This window comes from Rhodococcus sp. IC4_135, from assembly GCF_011602025.1.
Classification (GTDB): domain Bacteria; phylum Actinomycetota; class Actinomycetes; order Mycobacteriales; family Mycobacteriaceae; genus Rhodococcus_F; species Rhodococcus_F baikonurensis.
Genome location: NZ_JAAOLG010000005.1, coordinates 286,434 through 301,150 on the forward strand (window position 1 = coordinate 286,434; position 14,717 = coordinate 301,150).

Annotated in this window: 14 protein-coding genes; 5 read left to right on the plus strand and 9 right to left on the minus strand. The window is 63.4% G+C overall.

Annotated features, from left to right (window positions below):
• Window positions 1–9: 9 nt before the first annotated feature.
• The 3 genes from G8767_RS13275 to G8767_RS13285 all read right to left on the minus strand — a co-directional run bounded on the left by G8767_RS13275 (window position 10) and on the right by G8767_RS13285 (window position 2,908).
• Window positions 10–1,647 (minus strand): acyl-CoA dehydrogenase family protein, encoded by a 1,638-nt coding sequence (locus G8767_RS13275; protein ID WP_166810408.1) that lies wholly within the window; start codon window positions 1,645–1,647, stop codon window positions 10–12.
• Complete coding sequence (locus G8767_RS13280; protein WP_166810409.1) at window positions 1,631–2,254, minus strand: TetR/AcrR family transcriptional regulator; 624 nt, start codon at window positions 2,252–2,254, stop codon at window positions 1,631–1,633. Before G8767_RS13280 ends, G8767_RS13275 begins: the two co-directional genes overlap by 17 nt.
• A gap of 87 nt (window positions 2,255–2,341) precedes the next feature.
• Window positions 2,342–2,908, minus strand: coding sequence for a TetR/AcrR family transcriptional regulator (locus G8767_RS13285; RefSeq protein ID WP_095973474.1), 567 nt, complete (start codon window positions 2,906–2,908; stop codon window positions 2,342–2,344).
• Window positions 2,909–2,995: 87 nt separating this feature from the next.
• On the opposite strand from G8767_RS13285, the gene G8767_RS13290 reads away from it, so the two are divergent.
• Entirely contained in the window at window positions 2,996–4,417 is a 1,422-nt protein-coding gene (locus G8767_RS13290; RefSeq protein WP_166810410.1) for an MFS transporter, read from the plus strand.
• 24 nt (window positions 4,418–4,441) lie between these two features.
• Here the strand turns inward: G8767_RS13290 and G8767_RS13295 are convergent, their stop codons facing one another.
• On the minus strand, window positions 4,442–5,383 hold the full coding sequence (locus G8767_RS13295) for an NAD-dependent epimerase/dehydratase family protein (RefSeq protein WP_166810411.1): 942 nt from the start codon (window positions 5,381–5,383) through the stop codon (window positions 4,442–4,444).
• A 134-nt stretch (window positions 5,384–5,517) separates the two neighbouring features.
• Here G8767_RS13295 and G8767_RS13300 point away from each other — a divergent pair, with 134 nt between their 5' ends.
• Both G8767_RS13300 and G8767_RS13305 read left to right on the plus strand, forming a co-directional pair.
• Entirely contained in the window at window positions 5,518–6,213 is a 696-nt protein-coding gene (locus G8767_RS13300) for a TetR/AcrR family transcriptional regulator (RefSeq protein ID WP_166810412.1), read from the plus strand.
• A gap of 53 nt (window positions 6,214–6,266) precedes the next feature.
• Window positions 6,267–6,872 (plus strand): YqgE/AlgH family protein, encoded by a 606-nt coding sequence (locus tag G8767_RS13305; RefSeq protein ID WP_124566997.1) that lies wholly within the window; start codon window positions 6,267–6,269, stop codon window positions 6,870–6,872.
• A 28-nt stretch (window positions 6,873–6,900) separates the two neighbouring features.
• On the opposite strand, the gene G8767_RS35535 is transcribed toward G8767_RS13305, so the two are convergent.
• The 3 genes from G8767_RS35535 to G8767_RS13320 form a co-directional block, all read right to left on the minus strand.
• Window positions 6,901–7,065 carry a hypothetical protein gene (locus tag G8767_RS35535; RefSeq protein WP_172436805.1) on the minus strand — a complete coding sequence of 55 codons (165 nt, stop codon included), beginning with the start codon at window positions 7,063–7,065 and terminating at the stop codon, window positions 6,901–6,903.
• Between the two features lie 73 nt (window positions 7,066–7,138).
• Window positions 7,139–8,119 carry a bile acid:sodium symporter family protein gene (locus G8767_RS13315; protein ID WP_095973468.1) on the minus strand — a complete coding sequence of 327 codons (981 nt, stop codon included), beginning with the start codon at window positions 8,117–8,119 and terminating at the stop codon, window positions 7,139–7,141.
• 4 nt (window positions 8,120–8,123) lie between these two features.
• Window positions 8,124–9,293: an MFS transporter gene (locus tag G8767_RS13320; protein ID WP_166810413.1), complete on the minus strand. Its 1,170-nt coding sequence runs from the start codon at window positions 9,291–9,293 to the stop codon at window positions 8,124–8,126.
• A 162-nt stretch (window positions 9,294–9,455) separates the two neighbouring features.
• Between G8767_RS13320 and G8767_RS13325 the strand changes: the two genes are divergently transcribed.
• The gene (locus tag G8767_RS13325) at window positions 9,456–10,151 is read left to right on the plus strand and encodes a FadR/GntR family transcriptional regulator (RefSeq protein ID WP_166810414.1); all 696 of its coding nucleotides are present in this window, start codon (window positions 9,456–9,458) and stop codon (window positions 10,149–10,151) included.
• On the opposite strand, the gene G8767_RS13330 is transcribed toward G8767_RS13325, so the two are convergent.
• On the minus strand, window positions 10,120–11,079 hold the full coding sequence (locus tag G8767_RS13330) for a DUF1648 domain-containing protein (protein WP_346842985.1): 960 nt from the start codon (window positions 11,077–11,079) through the stop codon (window positions 10,120–10,122). The two genes, G8767_RS13325 and G8767_RS13330, sit on opposite strands and share 32 nt — an antisense overlap.
• 5 nt (window positions 11,080–11,084) lie before the next feature.
• On the minus strand, window positions 11,085–11,579 hold the full coding sequence (locus G8767_RS13335; protein WP_166810415.1) for an SdpI family protein: 495 nt from the start codon (window positions 11,577–11,579) through the stop codon (window positions 11,085–11,087).
• A gap of 101 nt (window positions 11,580–11,680) precedes the next feature.
• Between G8767_RS13335 and leuS the strand changes: the two genes are divergently transcribed.
• Window positions 11,681–14,527, plus strand: coding sequence for a leucine--tRNA ligase (gene leuS, locus G8767_RS13340; protein WP_166810416.1), 2,847 nt, complete (start codon window positions 11,681–11,683; stop codon window positions 14,525–14,527).
• The last annotated feature ends 190 nt before the right edge of the window (window positions 14,528–14,717 follow it).

The window sequence follows — 14,717 nt, forward strand, 5'->3', positions numbered from 1 at the left end:
GTGGGTGGGTCAGGCGCCGATCTTGACGGTCGCCCGCTCGAGGATCGGCGCGATGTCGATTCCCCTCGGCAGCGTTCCGAACACGCTCCCCCAGTCGCTTCCGAGTCGACTCGCACAGAACGCGTCGGCCACCGCGGGGTGCCCGTAGCGGAGCAGCAGCGAGGCTTGCAGTGCGAGTGCCATGTCACCGACGATCTTTCGCGCCCGGTATTCGATGTCCCCGAAATCGCCGAATGTCGCCTCGAGATCCCGCACGGCCTGATCGAAGTGGGCATCCACGCCACTCGCTTCTTTCAGTTCCTCGAAGAACACCTGCAGCGTTTCGGGTTGCTTCGCCATCGCCCGGAGTGTGTCGAGCGCCGCGACGTTGCCCGACCCCTCCCACACCGAGAGCAGCGGAGCCTCGCGATAGAGGCGCGGCATCCGGGATTCCTCCACGTATCCGTTTCCGCCCAGACATTCGAGTGCCTCGGCAGCGTGGATCGGTCCGCGCTTGCAGACGAAGTACTTGCTCACGGCCAACGAAATGCGTCGTAGTGCGGTGGCGTGGGTATCGCCTGCGGTTGCGCGGTCGGTCAGAGCGGCCAGCCACATCGCGACGGTAGTCGACGCCTCCGATTCCACCGCCAGATCAGCTAGAACATTGCGCATCAAAGGTTGGTCTATCAGGTTGGCGCCGAACGCACTTCGGTGAGTTGCGTGGTGAACTGCCTGCAGAGTGCCGACGCGCATGCCGGTGGCCGTGCCGATCGTGCAGTCCAGCCTGGTCATGTTGACCATCTCGATGATGGTGCGCACGCCCCGGCCTTCCTCGCCGACCATCCACGCGAAAGCGTCGCGGTACTCGACCTCGCTGCTCGCGTTGGAATGATTCCCCAACTTGTCCTTCAGGCGCTGTAGGTACATGTTGTTGAGCGAGCCGTCCGGCAGGATCCGCGGAAGGAAGAAGCACGACAGGCCACCCGGTGCCTGGGCGAGGACGAGGAATACGTCCGACATCGGCGCGGAGGTGAACCACTTGTGACCGGTCAGCAGGTAGCTGCCGTCGGATTGTGGTACCGCTCTTGTGGTTCCGGCACGAACGTCCGAACCGCCCTGCTTTTCCGTCATCGACATACCGGCGATCAATCCGGGCTTGGTGAGGGGAGCTTTCAGATCTGGATCGTAGTGCCGGGCGGTCAGGAGTGGTTCGTACTGCTCTGCCAGCTCGGTGTTGTGCCGCAGCGCGGGCACCACCGCGTACGTCATCGAGATGGGGCAGCCGTGGCCGGCGTCGGTCTGACCCCACACGGCCATCTTCGCGGCGCGGACAAGGTGTGCGTGTGGGTCCGGGTCAGCCCACGGAGCACCGTGCAGTCCCAATTCGACTGCGGTGCTCATGAGTTGGTGATAGGCGGGGTCGTAGCGGACCTCGTCGATACGGTTGCCGTAGCGGTCGTGGGTTCGCAGGACGGGCGGGTGCTCCTCGGCCAGATCGCCCCACTCCTGGGCTTGCGCGCTTCCGGCGCGGACCCCGACGCGATGAATCTCTTCGAGCGCGTCCGATGCTCCCTCGCGGTGCAGTGCCTCGAGGATCGGCGCGTATTCGGCTGCGTCGTAATCGATCAGGGGCGGCACCTGATTGGTGACTTCATGCGTGGGTGTCATCGAAACTCCCTAACGATCGAAGGGTGAAGGCGAGGATGGCATCGATCGCAGCGGGATCCGTGGTGCCGCCGCGCAACGGAAGGATCAGGGCCTCACCGATTGCCCCGACGATGCACGCTGCCGTCAGAGTGGCGTCCTGCGGCGGTATCTCACCGGTGTCTACGGCCGAGCGGATTGCGGTGGCCAGGCAATCGCGGAACGATTCGCGAAACATGAGTCGCTGTTCGTCGACGAGTGGATCCACCGGTTCCACCAGCAGCGCATAAGCGAGAACCGGTGCACGCATGGCGCGTTCGGCGAACGTGCGAACCGACGCTGATACGGCGGAGCGATGGTTGCCTTCCAGGATTCGGGCGCTGTCTCCGGCGTCCCGAGCCGCGGATACCTCACGGCTGCAGACTGATTGGAATACTTCGGCGAACAGTTCGCCCTTGCTGTCGAAATGTCGATACAGCGTCCCGGTGCCGACGCCGGCGTTCTTGGCCACCGTGGCGATGGAACACCCCGCATAGCCGTGGGTTGCCACTGCCGTCGTGGCGGCCTCGAGCAGTCGGGCGCGTTGGGCGTCCAATCGTTCCTGCACTGCCGGAGTGCGGCGATAGGCCATGTGAAGAAGTGAACACCGGTTCCGTTCTTGCGTCAAGAGCTGACTGGCGCAGGACGGCGACATGGCTACTGGTGCATCGTTGAACTTTTACACGCAGACCCCGTGGGTGAACATTTCGATCAGCCCGTCGGCCGCCTTGCGAAACGGTTCTTCGGATTGGGCGGCACGAGCGAGGACGTAAGCACCTTGCCGCACTGCGAGAATGGTGGCGGCGAGAGCTTCGATGTTCGCATCGGGACGGATTTCACCGTTGCTGCGCCCGTCTTCGAGCGTGGATGCAATGTTCTGTTGAATCCACACGAACATGGTCTGGATCGGTGCTCGCAACTCGTCGTTGGATGCGACCTCAGTGTCTTGGACCAATCTCCCGAGCCGACACCCTCGGAGGACATGTTCGTCGATCGTGAGGAAGGCGGCGATCTTGTCGACGGTGGTCGCACCGGAGCTGAGTCGTTCGTTGATTTGCGTTTGCAGTTCGCGCCCCATGAGATGTTCCGCGGCCACCGCCAGGTCCGCTTTCCCCTGGAAGTGGTGATACATGCTGCCTTGCCCGACGTCAGCCATTTTCTGCACGGCACGTGGGCTGGTTCCGGAGTAACCACGCTCCCACAACAGTTCTTGCATGCTCGCGATCAGCCGTTCGGCACTGTCCATAGAGACATTGTACCTATGGGTATGTACAGTCTGAGCGACAGCCGTTTGTACTTACAGGTACAGAATTTCCGGAGACGGGGGCCTCCTATGGATACGAGCAACATCTCACATGACAGTTCGGTCGGCGACGCAGTCTCTGATGAAACGAAAAATATTGCACCAGTGCGGGATTCAATGGTTCAAGCACTGGCACTGACTGCGGTTTGTCTTGGATTCTTCATGATCCTGTTGGACGGTAGCGCTCTCAATGTCGCGTTACCGGCAATCGAACGCGACATCGGTGGCTCCATTGCCGCGTTGCAATGGTTGGTGAACATCTACACGATTCCTCTGGCAAGCCTGTTGCTCACAGCGGGAGTTCTGGCGGACCGAGTCGGTTCCCGCAGTGTCTTCCTGTGGTCGTTGGGCGGCTTCACGGCGGCTTCTCTGTTGTGCGCCATCAGCCCAAACCTTCTATCGCTGGCGGCATTTCGGTGCCTGCAGGGAATCGCTGCTGCCGGGCTTCTTCCAACGACACTGGCGATCATTGCACGCACCTATCCGGATCCGATCGCGCGTGCCAAGGCAATCACGATTTGGGGAGCAACGGGCGGAATCGCATTGGTCGCAGGACCGATCGGAGGAGGCATGTTGACCGAGTTCATCGGTTGGCGCTCGATCTTCTTCGTCAATGTACCCATCGGGCTTCTGGCTCTGTGGCTGTGCTGGCGGCATGTCCGTGAAACCGCGACGCGCGATGCGGAATCCTACGACCTTCCCGGGCAGCTTCTCGGCATCGCCGGACTTGCCCTCCTGGTGGCCGGTTTGATCGAAGGCGGCTCCCGCGGATGGGCTGATCCGTTGGCGCTGGCGTTGCTACTCGGATGTGTGCCAGCGCTCGTTGGGTTCTTCGTCGTCGAGGGCCGGACCCGGCATCCGGTTCTGCCGCTGTCGATCTTCCGTAAACCGGCGTTTTCGGCTTCCATAGCAAACGGATTCGCCTTTCAATTCGGGGCCTACGGCATGCAATTCATGCTCGCGATATTCATTCAGTCCTACTGGGGCTGTTCGGCGCTGCGGACAGGACTGTTCTTTCTGCCGTTTGCGGTGTTGTGGACGTTCGGAACACTGATCCTCAACCGTGTGTGGGCAGGTCGCGGTATGTGCTGGCTCCTGACTGTCGGTGCGTCCACTGCTGCGATCGGCGCGCTGCTGTGCACCGCGATCGGGGACAGCGATACCTGGCCTGTGGTGATGGCGGGCACGGCCCTCGTCGGTCTCGGGTGTGGTGTGTTCGGCCCCAGCTGCAATGGAGCGGCGATGGCAGCGATCGACAAATCGTTCGCCGGGCTTGCCTCGGGGGTTCTGAATACCTCCCGGCAAACGGGCATGGCGATCGGCGTCGCGGCCCTGGGCATCGCTCTGAGTGCGTCGAACTCCGTTGGTGGGGCACGCATCGGGATGATCTTCGTCGCAGCGTGTTTCGTGGCCATCGTCGCTCTCAGTCGACGCTATCTCACGCAGCTCTGAGTGATGCCCGGCCCACCTCCAGATTCAGGCAGCAGCGGTGCGAGCCTGTTCCGCGCGCCACCACGCGACGGTCTCCTCGGCGGCCTGATCGAGCGGTGTCGGTGAGAGTCCGAGGAGCACTTCACTGGCACTCGAGTCCATGACAAACGGCTTGGTGAACTGGTAGTTCATCTCCGCGAGCTCGCGGCTGTCGGTGTTGACCTTGCCGACTGCGTCGAGCACCCAGGCGGGCAGGACGCCCACCTTGGCGGGGGATGCCCCGGCGGCGCGGGCGAAGGCCTCGGCGATCTTGCGCTGAGTGAGCGCGGGGCCGGTGGGTGCGTGGAGGACGGAGTTCCAAAGTTCGGGGTTGTGTGCCGCCGCGATCATCGCTGCTGCGAGATCGGGGATGTAGGTGAAGGAGTGCGGCTGATCTGCGGAACCGATGACACGAATCTTCTTACCTGCCATGACCTTCGGAACCATGCGCTCGCCGGCGTGGGCGGTGCGGACGCGGGGGCCGAAGAAGTCCGAGGCGACGACGCTGACGGTAGGTGTTGCCGAAGCCTCGCGAGCACGCAGCAGCGCGGTCCGCACGCCACGCTTGCCGCCGGTGGCGTTGCGTGGATCGGATTCGGTCATCAAGGTGTCGGAGTTGTAGGCGTAGAGGCTTTCGGGGAAGACCACGACGGCGCCGATGGATGCGGCCGCGTCGAGCACGACCTTCTCGGCCGCCGGGAGTTCCCGCTCCCAATCGGCTGCGTTGTAGGCGGCGTGGATGCAGTGGTAGATGGCCGTGGCGCCTTCGCTGACGGAACGCAGGGCCTCGGAATCCGAGACGTCGACGCGTCGACGGTCGATCAACGGGTGCTCCGGCCCGCTGCCGGACCTGGTCAGGAGGCGGACATTGATGCCCTGCTCGGCGAGCTGTAGCGCGACGGCGGATCCGACAGGTCCTGCTCCGGTGACGATTTCGAGGTTCGACATGGTGTGCTCCTTCTCGTTTCGGGTGAACTGAGAGCACTGCTCTCGTTTTCAAGAATGCACCCGCGCCTCAGCACTGTCAAGAGCAGTGCTCTCTTTTGTTGATACTGCTCTCGATCATGGGGCAAGATGGACTCATGGTTGGGACTCCCCGTGAGCGGGCGCGCGAACAGACGCTGCAGGACATCACCCGGATCGGACGCGAGCATCTTGCCGCCGTCGGCGCCGCAGCTTTGTCTCTGCGGGCCGTCGCACGTGACCTGGGAGTCGTGTCCTCAGCGGTGTACCGCTACGTCGCCAGTCGCGACGAACTGCTGACCTTGCTGGTGGTGGACGGGTACACGGAACTGGGCTCGGAAGTGGACGCCGCCGTGAATGCCGTTGCAGCAGAGGATTTTCGCGGGCAGTTCGTTGCTCTCGGACGTGCCGTCCGGAGTTGGGCGATCCGGGAACCGGCCCGCTACGGTCTGCTGTTCGGCAGCCCCGTCCCCGGTTACGACGCTCCGGGCGAGCAGACCACCGGCCCTGGCACCCTCGTCGTGACCCGGCTGATCGGGATCATCGACGCCGCACATCGAGCGGGCGCACTCACGGTGCGAGAGGGTCCGGACCTGAGTGACACGCTGGCAATGGACCTCGAGGGAGTGCGGAAAGAACTGGGCACCGACCTGCCGCCGGATGCCGCAGTGCGCGCAACTCTCGTCTGGGTATCGCTGTTCGGCTCGGTGAACTTCGAGGTGTTCGGGCAGTACGGAAGCGATACGTTCACCGACGCGAGCGAGATTTTCGAGCGGCATCTGGCACTACTTGCCGATGTGGCGGGTCTGACCTGAACACGCCTGTGTCTCGTTCCTCCGCACGCAGTTGTCGGTGAGATGATGTCTTTGTGGCGCACGCAGAAGAACCCGAGGATCGAATGGCCTGGATAGAACCGGAGGTTCGTCCGGGCAGTTTGTTGGTGTCGTCGACCGATCTCACGGAACCTGCATTTCGCCGCACCGTCATCTACATGATCGAGCACAACGACGCCGGGAGCTTGGGCGTCGTCGTCAATCGGCCGAGTGAGACGGCCGTGCAGAACGTGTTGCCGCAGTGGGCGCCGTTGACCGCGCATCCTTCGGCGCTGTACATCGGTGGACCAGTCAAGCGTGACTCGGCGCTTTGCCTGGGAATCGCTCGCAACGGTGCACGGATCGACGGCGTCGCCGGCCTGCGGCGGGTGGACGGCAAGGTAGTCATGGTGGATCTGGACTCGGACCCGGAGGTGATCGCTCCTCTGGTCGAAGGGATCCGCATTTTTGCCGGGTACTCGGGTTGGACTCTGGGGCAGCTGGATTCGGAGCTCGAGCGTGAAGACTGGATGGTGATCAGCTCACTGCCGTCGGATGTGCTGACGCCGCCCCGAGTCGATGTCTGGGCACGGGTGCTACGACGCCAGCCGCTGCCCGTAGCGATGCTGGCCAGCCACCCCATCGAGGTCGAACGGAACTGATCTGTCGGAGGTCGATGATATTCCTGTGTCATCGTTTTCGAGAGAGGTGGCAGTAATGATCGCTGAGCGTCAGATCCAGTGCGCGGATTGTGTTTCGGATGTCGATCACTGCCACGATTCTCTGCTGCGACATGTCGACGGATCGCTCGAATGCACCGGGGTGAACTGTGTCGACCTGGCATCGAGTCGCCATGCGTTGTCCATCGATTGTGCTGAACTGCAGGGCGGTTGTGGCTGCGTCGACGCGACCCGGGACGCGTTGCTCGCTAGCTGACGCTCACCGGATCCCGATTCGCGAAGCGTTGCGCCATGGCAGCACAGACGATCAGTTGGATCTGATGGAAGATCATCAGCGGCAACACGATCAGGCCGACGGGCTGGCCCGCGAACAGCACGGCCGCCATCGGTAGGCCCGTTGCCAAGGACTTCTTCGACCCGCAGAAGATGATGACGATCTGATCGGGAAGATCGAAGCCGAGTTTGCGCCCCGCGAAGGCAGTGACGCCGAGAACCAGCGCGAGGATCAGGCAGCACACGATTGTGAGGATCACGATCTGCCAGATCGTGACGGTGCTCCAGATCCCCTCTTTCATGCTTTCACTGAAGGCGGCGAAGACAACAAGGATGATCGATCCACGATCGACGTACTTGGTGGGTTCGGCGTACTTCTGCAGCCATCCGATCACCAGCGGGCGGATCAGCTGACCGACGATGAACGGGATCAGCAGCTGCACGACGATGTCGAGGATCGACGAGAAGTCGACGGTCGCCTGGCCGGTGGTGTTCATCAGCAGAACCACCAGCAGCGGCGTGACGAAGACGCCGATCAGGTTGGAGAACGACGCACTGACTATCGCGCCGGCGACGTTTCCCTTGGCGATCGAGGTGAACGCGATCGACGACTGAACCGTCGACGGAACGAGGCACATGTAGAGGAGGCCGGTGTAGAGGTCGTCGCTGATCAGGGTCGGCGACAGGAATCGCAGAGCTAGGCCGATCAACGGGAAGAGCACAAATGTCGCGGCGAGGACGACGGTGTGCAGTCGCCAGTGCTTGACGCCCTTCCAGGCTTCCTGCGGTGAGAGCCGTGCGCCGTAGAGCAGGAACAGGAAGCCGATGGCGATCTTGGTGGCCCAGTTCAGAATGCTCTCCGCGGTACCCGATACCGGGAACACACTTCCGAGCACGCCGGCGATGATGATGCCGAGGATGAACCCGTCGATGTAGAACCTACTGAGAAACTTCACCTGGCTAAGGATAACGGCGTGCGTCGACGGGCTCTCGAGCCCCACGAAGGTTGAAGCCCATCACGGCCAGGCACAGCAGCGTCCCGACGATCGACAGCTCGATGATGGCCGTCTGCATTCCTTGGATGGTGATGGCGATACCCGCGATGATCGACGGGATCGCGAGTCCCGCGTAGCTGACGGTTAAGAACGCGGCCAGAACTCCACCGTGGCTCTCGCGTGCGTGGGTCCGGGCGGCGGCGTTGACGCGCTTCATGCCGCCGGCAAACGCCAGACCGTGCCCGGCGCCGACCACGACGGTGATGGCGCCCAGCAGCGCGAGGCTGGGTACGAGATCGACCACGAGCAACCCGATCATTCCCAGCGCGAGGATTCCCAGGCCGACGGTGACGGACGCCCTCGGGTCCATGCGGCTTCCGCCGAGCTGCGCGATCACCGAGCAGATCATGACCAGTGCGGCTGCCCCACCGCCGAGCAGAAGGTTGTCGATGTTCAGCAGGCTGGTCATCCACGACGGGACCACCGACTGGAAGAGCCCGACTGCGCCCCACGACAGCGCGACGGCGAGCGAGCTGAGCCAGAACGTCTCTCGAATGGTGGCGGGAACATGCGGCATCTGGAAGAACCGCTTCGGGCGTGTGATGTCCCCGATCCGCGGCAGCAGCAGCAACACGATCAGTGCCGGGATGAACGCGACAAGGAAGATCAGATACGGCAACCGCAGTGGTTGCGGAAGGTACTGGGCGATCGCACCGGACACGAGTGGTCCGAGTGCGCCGCCCAACGCACCCGTCACCGTCGAGACGAGCGCTGCCCGTCGGTGATCGAACGTCGGTTCCTGCTCCACCAGTGCGGCACTACCCGCCGCGCTGGCCGCGCCCACCGCGATGCCCTGAGCGACGCGTCCGACGAACAACCACACCGTCGCGTCGGCGAATGCCAGGACGAGCGTGCCGACGACGCTCAGTGCGAGCGCAGCCAGAAGCACGGTGCGTCGACCGAGGGCGTCGGACAGCGGTCCGAAGAAGAGCAATGCCGGAACGAGCCCGGCGACGTAGACGCCGTAGATGAGCGTCTGGACGGTGGGCGTGAACCCGAACTCGGTCCGGTACAGCCCGTAGACGGAGGTGGGCATGTTCGCGCCCAGAAGGATCACGGTGAGGACGTAGCCCACGCCGTAGAAGTGTCGGTTGGTGCGGCGTGTGCGTTGTTCGGTGGCGACAGCGGTGGCGGACGTGGGAAGCCCCTCCTGAAGACTGAGTTCGAAAATACATGGGTCGTCCTACGTATCGTAGGTGAGTGGAATGATCGCCGCGAATGCTGTGAGGATGAGTAGATGACCGTTGTTCGCAAGGAGTCCGCGTACGAGCAATCCCTCGACTGGATGCGCGCGCAGATCTCCGACGGCGCCTGGACCGTCGGCAACCGGGTTCCGACCGAGCCGGAGTTGATGAGTGTTCTCGGCGTCGGCCGGAACACCGTGCGCGAAGCGATCAAGACACTGACGTCGACGGGAGTCCTCGAGATCCGTCGCGGATCAGGGACCTTCGTGCGTGCTCGGACCGACATCGGCGGCCTGCTCGGCAAACACGCGTCCGTCGACGAGATGAAATACGTCTTCGAAGTGCGTCGTGCGCTCGAGATGGAAGCAGTCCGCTTGGCGTGTGAGCGTCGCAGCGCCGACGATGTTCGGACACTTCGTGAGCTGGCCGCCAAGCGTGACGTCCCAGCGGAGAACTTCGTCGACGTGGATCTCGCATTTCACATTGCCGTCGTCGATGCCGCTCACAATCCGGTCCTGAAAGATCTGTTTGCCGGGATCCTCGAAACCGTTCGCGCCACCTACGAGGTGACCGAAGGGGTGCATCCGCCGTCGCTGACGTCCTCGCATCACCGGGGAGTCGCCGAAGCAATTGCCGAACGAGATGTCAGCAAAGCCAGGGCGGCGGCGTGTGGGTACCTGGAAAAGACTCAGGAAGCGATCGGCTCAGGCTCGGCGGTTACCGAGTCCGGGTGTCGGCCACTCGGTTGAGGGACCCGGCGATGTCTTCGGCCTTCGGTGTCGTGATCGTGAGCCGGTCGCCACCGGCGAAGGTGACGACCACCGCCGGCCCGGTGCGGGTGACGACGCCGTAGTTGCGACGACCCTTCGTCTTGAGTCCCCAGCCGCCGAAGTCCGCGAACGGTTTGATCTCCGCGACGTCGGCTTCGACAACTTCGTCGATGCCGTAGGTCATCGCAGCCATCCCCATGTTGATCACCCGAATTTCCCGTTCATCGACGATCACCCGGAAGCGCACCAGGCTGACGACGAGCAGTCCGAGTGCCCCGAAGATGAACAGCGGCCAGAGTGACCGCATCGACAACGCCATGACGACTCCGGGTGCCAGAGTGATCGCAGTGAGGATCGCCGAGCCTTTGGTGCTGAATCCGACGTCGTCGGAGATGGGTAGAGGGCAGCTGCTTCGAGGCAACCCGGCCGATGGTTTGGTCGCGGCAAGCGTGCGGCCGCGGTAGTCGCGCAGGAATGAGGCACCGATCCAACCCAGCACCGCGCCGACGACAAAGCCGACACCGAGAGACCACAGCGGGAGTGACGTCGTAGTCGGATCGGTGACATCGAGTTGGGTGTAGAGCAGAGCGAAGTTCACTGTCGTGATGAGCCCGACCACGCTCAGTCCGACAACCAACATGAATCGACGCATCATCAACATCGCGGGAGCAAGAGCGGCAATAGCGCTGAGACCGCCACCGAAGAGCAGCGTCAGAAGTGCAATGGTCCACGCGTTGGAAGACGGGGTGGAGAAGCCGTCCGGCGAGGTAGTGGTCCAGTGAGTCGCGATCTGCTCCGGGAGGCGAGGCTCCCACATTTTTGTCAGGACGAAGCCGAAGACCGCACACAACAGCGGAACGACTAGCCCGAATACGACCCCGGCCGGGTCGACCACGCGATGTTTCACGTGAATCAATGAGCCGGCTGGCAAGCATCCTTGAGCGCGCAGGCACCGCAGGAAGCGGTGCCGCAAGCGGCAGCGCTCGCCTTGGCCTCGGGGGTCTCCGCCACCGGCTCGTCTGCGGCAGGCTCGGAGTGTCCGCCGCAGTTGCAGTCGTTACCGCATCCGCTCTGCTGCGGGAGTGCGGCGGCAGCGCGGGCACCGATGCCTCCACCGAAACCGGCAGTGAGGACGGCGACGACGACGGCGATGATCGCGACCGCGACGCCGAAGACTCCGCCGATGGTCAATGCTGCGACTCCGCCGATGACCAACATTCCGGCGGCCGCGAGCATGGTCGGACCGGCCACCTTGTTGGCGAGGGCGAACGACTCCTCGCTCCGCAGGGAATCTTCGGTGCGGACACCGGCCCAGCGGTTCCGCGGGAGTTTGCCGATCAGTCCGGCGACAGCAACTCCACCGACGGCGACAGCGAGCACGAATAGCACCACAGCGACAACGATCACCCATACAGGATAGGCGCGAGTGGAGTTGATGGTATGCCCGGGTCGCGCAGGCTCTACCCTGGTTATCGGTATTTCCGTCAGCCAAGTAGATAGCGACCACAGTGACCGAGTCTCCGCAGTCCCCCGATTCACCAGCCGACGCAACTCCGCAGCACCGCTACACCGCGGAGCTCGCCGGCCAGATCGAGCAGCACTGGCAGGACCGCTGGAGTGAGGAAGGCACGTTCAACGCGCCCAATCCGGTCGGTCCGCTCTCCTCGCCCGACGGTGTTCCTGCCGACAAGCTCTTCGTTCAGGACATGTTCCCGTACCCCTCGGGTTCGGGCCTGCACGTCGGTCACCCACTCGGATACATCGCCACGGACGTCTTCGCGCGCTTCCATCGCATGCAGGGCCGCAATGTCCTGCACACCCTCGGCTACGACGCCTTCGGGCTCCCGGCCGAGCAGTACGCCGTGCAGACGGGCACCCACCCGCGGACCACCACCGAGTCCAACATCGCCAACATGAAGCGCCAGCTGCGACGCCTGGGTCTGGGACACGACGAGCGTCGTAGCCTCGCGACGACCGACGTCGACTTCTACCACTGGACGCAGTGGATCTTCCTGCAGATCCACGGCGCCTGGTACGACAAGGCTGCCGGTAAGGCGCGTCGTATCTCCGAGCTGGAAGCCGAGTTCGATTCCGGTGAGCGCGCTCTGGAAGACGGACGCGAGTGGGCGTCGCTGACAGTGGCCGAAAAGGCCAAGGTTCTGGATTCGTACCGCCTTGTCTACCAGTCGGATTCGATGGTCAACTGGTGCCCCGGTTTGGGTACCGTGCTGGCCAACGAGGAGGTCACCGCCGACGGTCGTAGTGACCGCGGAAACTTCCCGGTCTTCCGCAAGCACCTCCAGCAGTGGATGATGCGCATCACCGCGTACTCCGATCGCCTGGTCGACGACCTCGAGTACCTGGATTGGCCGGACAAGGTCAAGGCCATGCAGCGCAACTGGATCGGACGCTCCTACGGCGCCGAGGTTACTTTCGCCGCAGGCGAATACGGCATCGATGTATTTACGACGCGCCCCGACACGCTGTTCGGTGCCACCTACGTGACGTTGGCTCCCGAGCATGCTCTGGTCGACAAGCTCGTTGCGGACGAGTGGCCCGAAGGTGTCGACGCACGCTGGACCGGCGGCGCTACGACGCCGGCGGAAGCTGTTGCTGCATACCGTAAGTCGATTGCCGCCAAGACCGACCTGGAGCGTCAGGAAAACAAGGAGAAGACGGGCGTCTTCCTCGGTTCCTACGCCGTCAATCCGGTCAACGGCCACAAGGTCCCGATCTTCATCGCCGACTACGTGCTGACCGGCTACGGCACCGGCGCGATCATGGCAGTTCCGGGACACGATCACCGTGACTGGGAGTTCGCGAACGCGTTCGGTCTGGAGATTCTCGAAGTTATTGCCGGTGGCGATGTTTCGGAGGCGCCGTATTCGGGCGACGGCGCGCTGGTGAACTCCGACTACCTCGACGGTCTGGACGTGGCCGAGGCCAAGGCGACCGTCATCAGCCGCCTCGAGGAGAGTGGCCAGGGCAAGGGCACCATCCAGTACAAGCTGCGCGACTGGCTCTTCGCGCGTCAGCGTTACTGGGGTGAGCCTTTCCCGATCGTCTACGACGCGGACGGCAACGCGCACGCCCTGCCGGATTCAGCTCTGCCCGTGGTGCTTCCGGAGGTCGAGGACTACGCACCCGTGTCCTTCGATCCGGACGACGCCAACTCCGAGCCCTCTCCCCCGCTGAACAAGGCGACCGACTGGGTCAACGTCGAGCTCGATCTCGGCGACGGACTGCAGACCTACCACCGCGACACCAATGTCATGCCGCAGTGGGCGGGCAGCTCGTGGTACCAGCTGCGTTACATCGACCCCACCAACCAGGACGCCTTCTGCGACCCGCAGAACGAGGCGTACTGGACGGGTCCCCGTCCGGAACTGCACGGCCCCAACGATCCCGGTGGAGTCGACCTGTACGTCGGCGGCGTCGAGCATGCGGTGCTGCACCTGCTGTACTCGCGCTTCTGGCACAAGGTCCTGTTCGACCTGGGCTACGTGTCCTCGAGCGAGCCGTACCGCCGCCTCTACAACCAGGGCTACATCCAGGCATTCGCGTACACCGATGCCCGCGGCGTCTACGTGCCCGCAGAAGACGTCGTCGAGCGTGACGGCAAGTTCTTCTACGAGGGCGCCGAGGTCAACCGCGAGTACGGCAAGATGGGCAAGAGCCTGAAGAATGCCGTTGCGCCGGACGAGATCTGCGCCGAGTTCGGTGCAGACACCCTGCGTGTGTACGAGATGTCGATGGGTCCGCTGGACACCTCGCGTCCGTGGGCGACCAAGGACGTCGTCGGTGCTGCTCGATTCCTGCAGCGAGTGTGGCGCGTCGTCATCGACGAGGAGACCGGCAAGCCCCGTGTCACCGACGAAGCACCCGGTGAGGAGACGCTGCGTGCGCTCAACAAGGCGATTTCCGGTGTCATCGAGGATTACACGGCGCTGCGCGACAACACGGCCGCTGCGAAGCTGATCGAGTACAACAACCACCTCACCAAGGCGTTCCCGGGTGGCGCGCCCCGTGCTGCCGTCGAGCCGTTGGTGCTGATGCTCGCTCCCCTGGCGCCGCACCTCGCGGAAGAGCTGTGGTCGCGTCTGGGACACACGGAATCTCTTGCGCACGGCCCCTTCCCCGCTGTCGAGGAGAAGTGGCTCGTCGAGGACACCGTCGAGTACCCGATCCAGGTCAACGGCAAGGTTCGTAGCCGCATCAGCGTCCCGGCGGATGCCGATCGCAAGGCTGTCGAGGAGATCGCCCTGGCCGACGAGAAGATCGTCGCGCTGCTCGAGGGCAACGCACCACGCAAGGTGATCGTTGTGCCGGGCAAGATGGTGAACATAGTTCTCTAAGGCCTTCGGCCTCTGTGCGCCGTTTTGGTAGTTACCGCTACCGAAACGGCGCACAGTCGTATCTGGGGCTCCATCTGGGGCGCCAATCAGACCTTGTCCTGATTGTCCCGCTCCGCGGAACATTCTGTAGCGCGTGTTCGACGCGAGGGCTGTGATGCAGGTAACACGTTGCCGAGAACGGTAGCTGTCG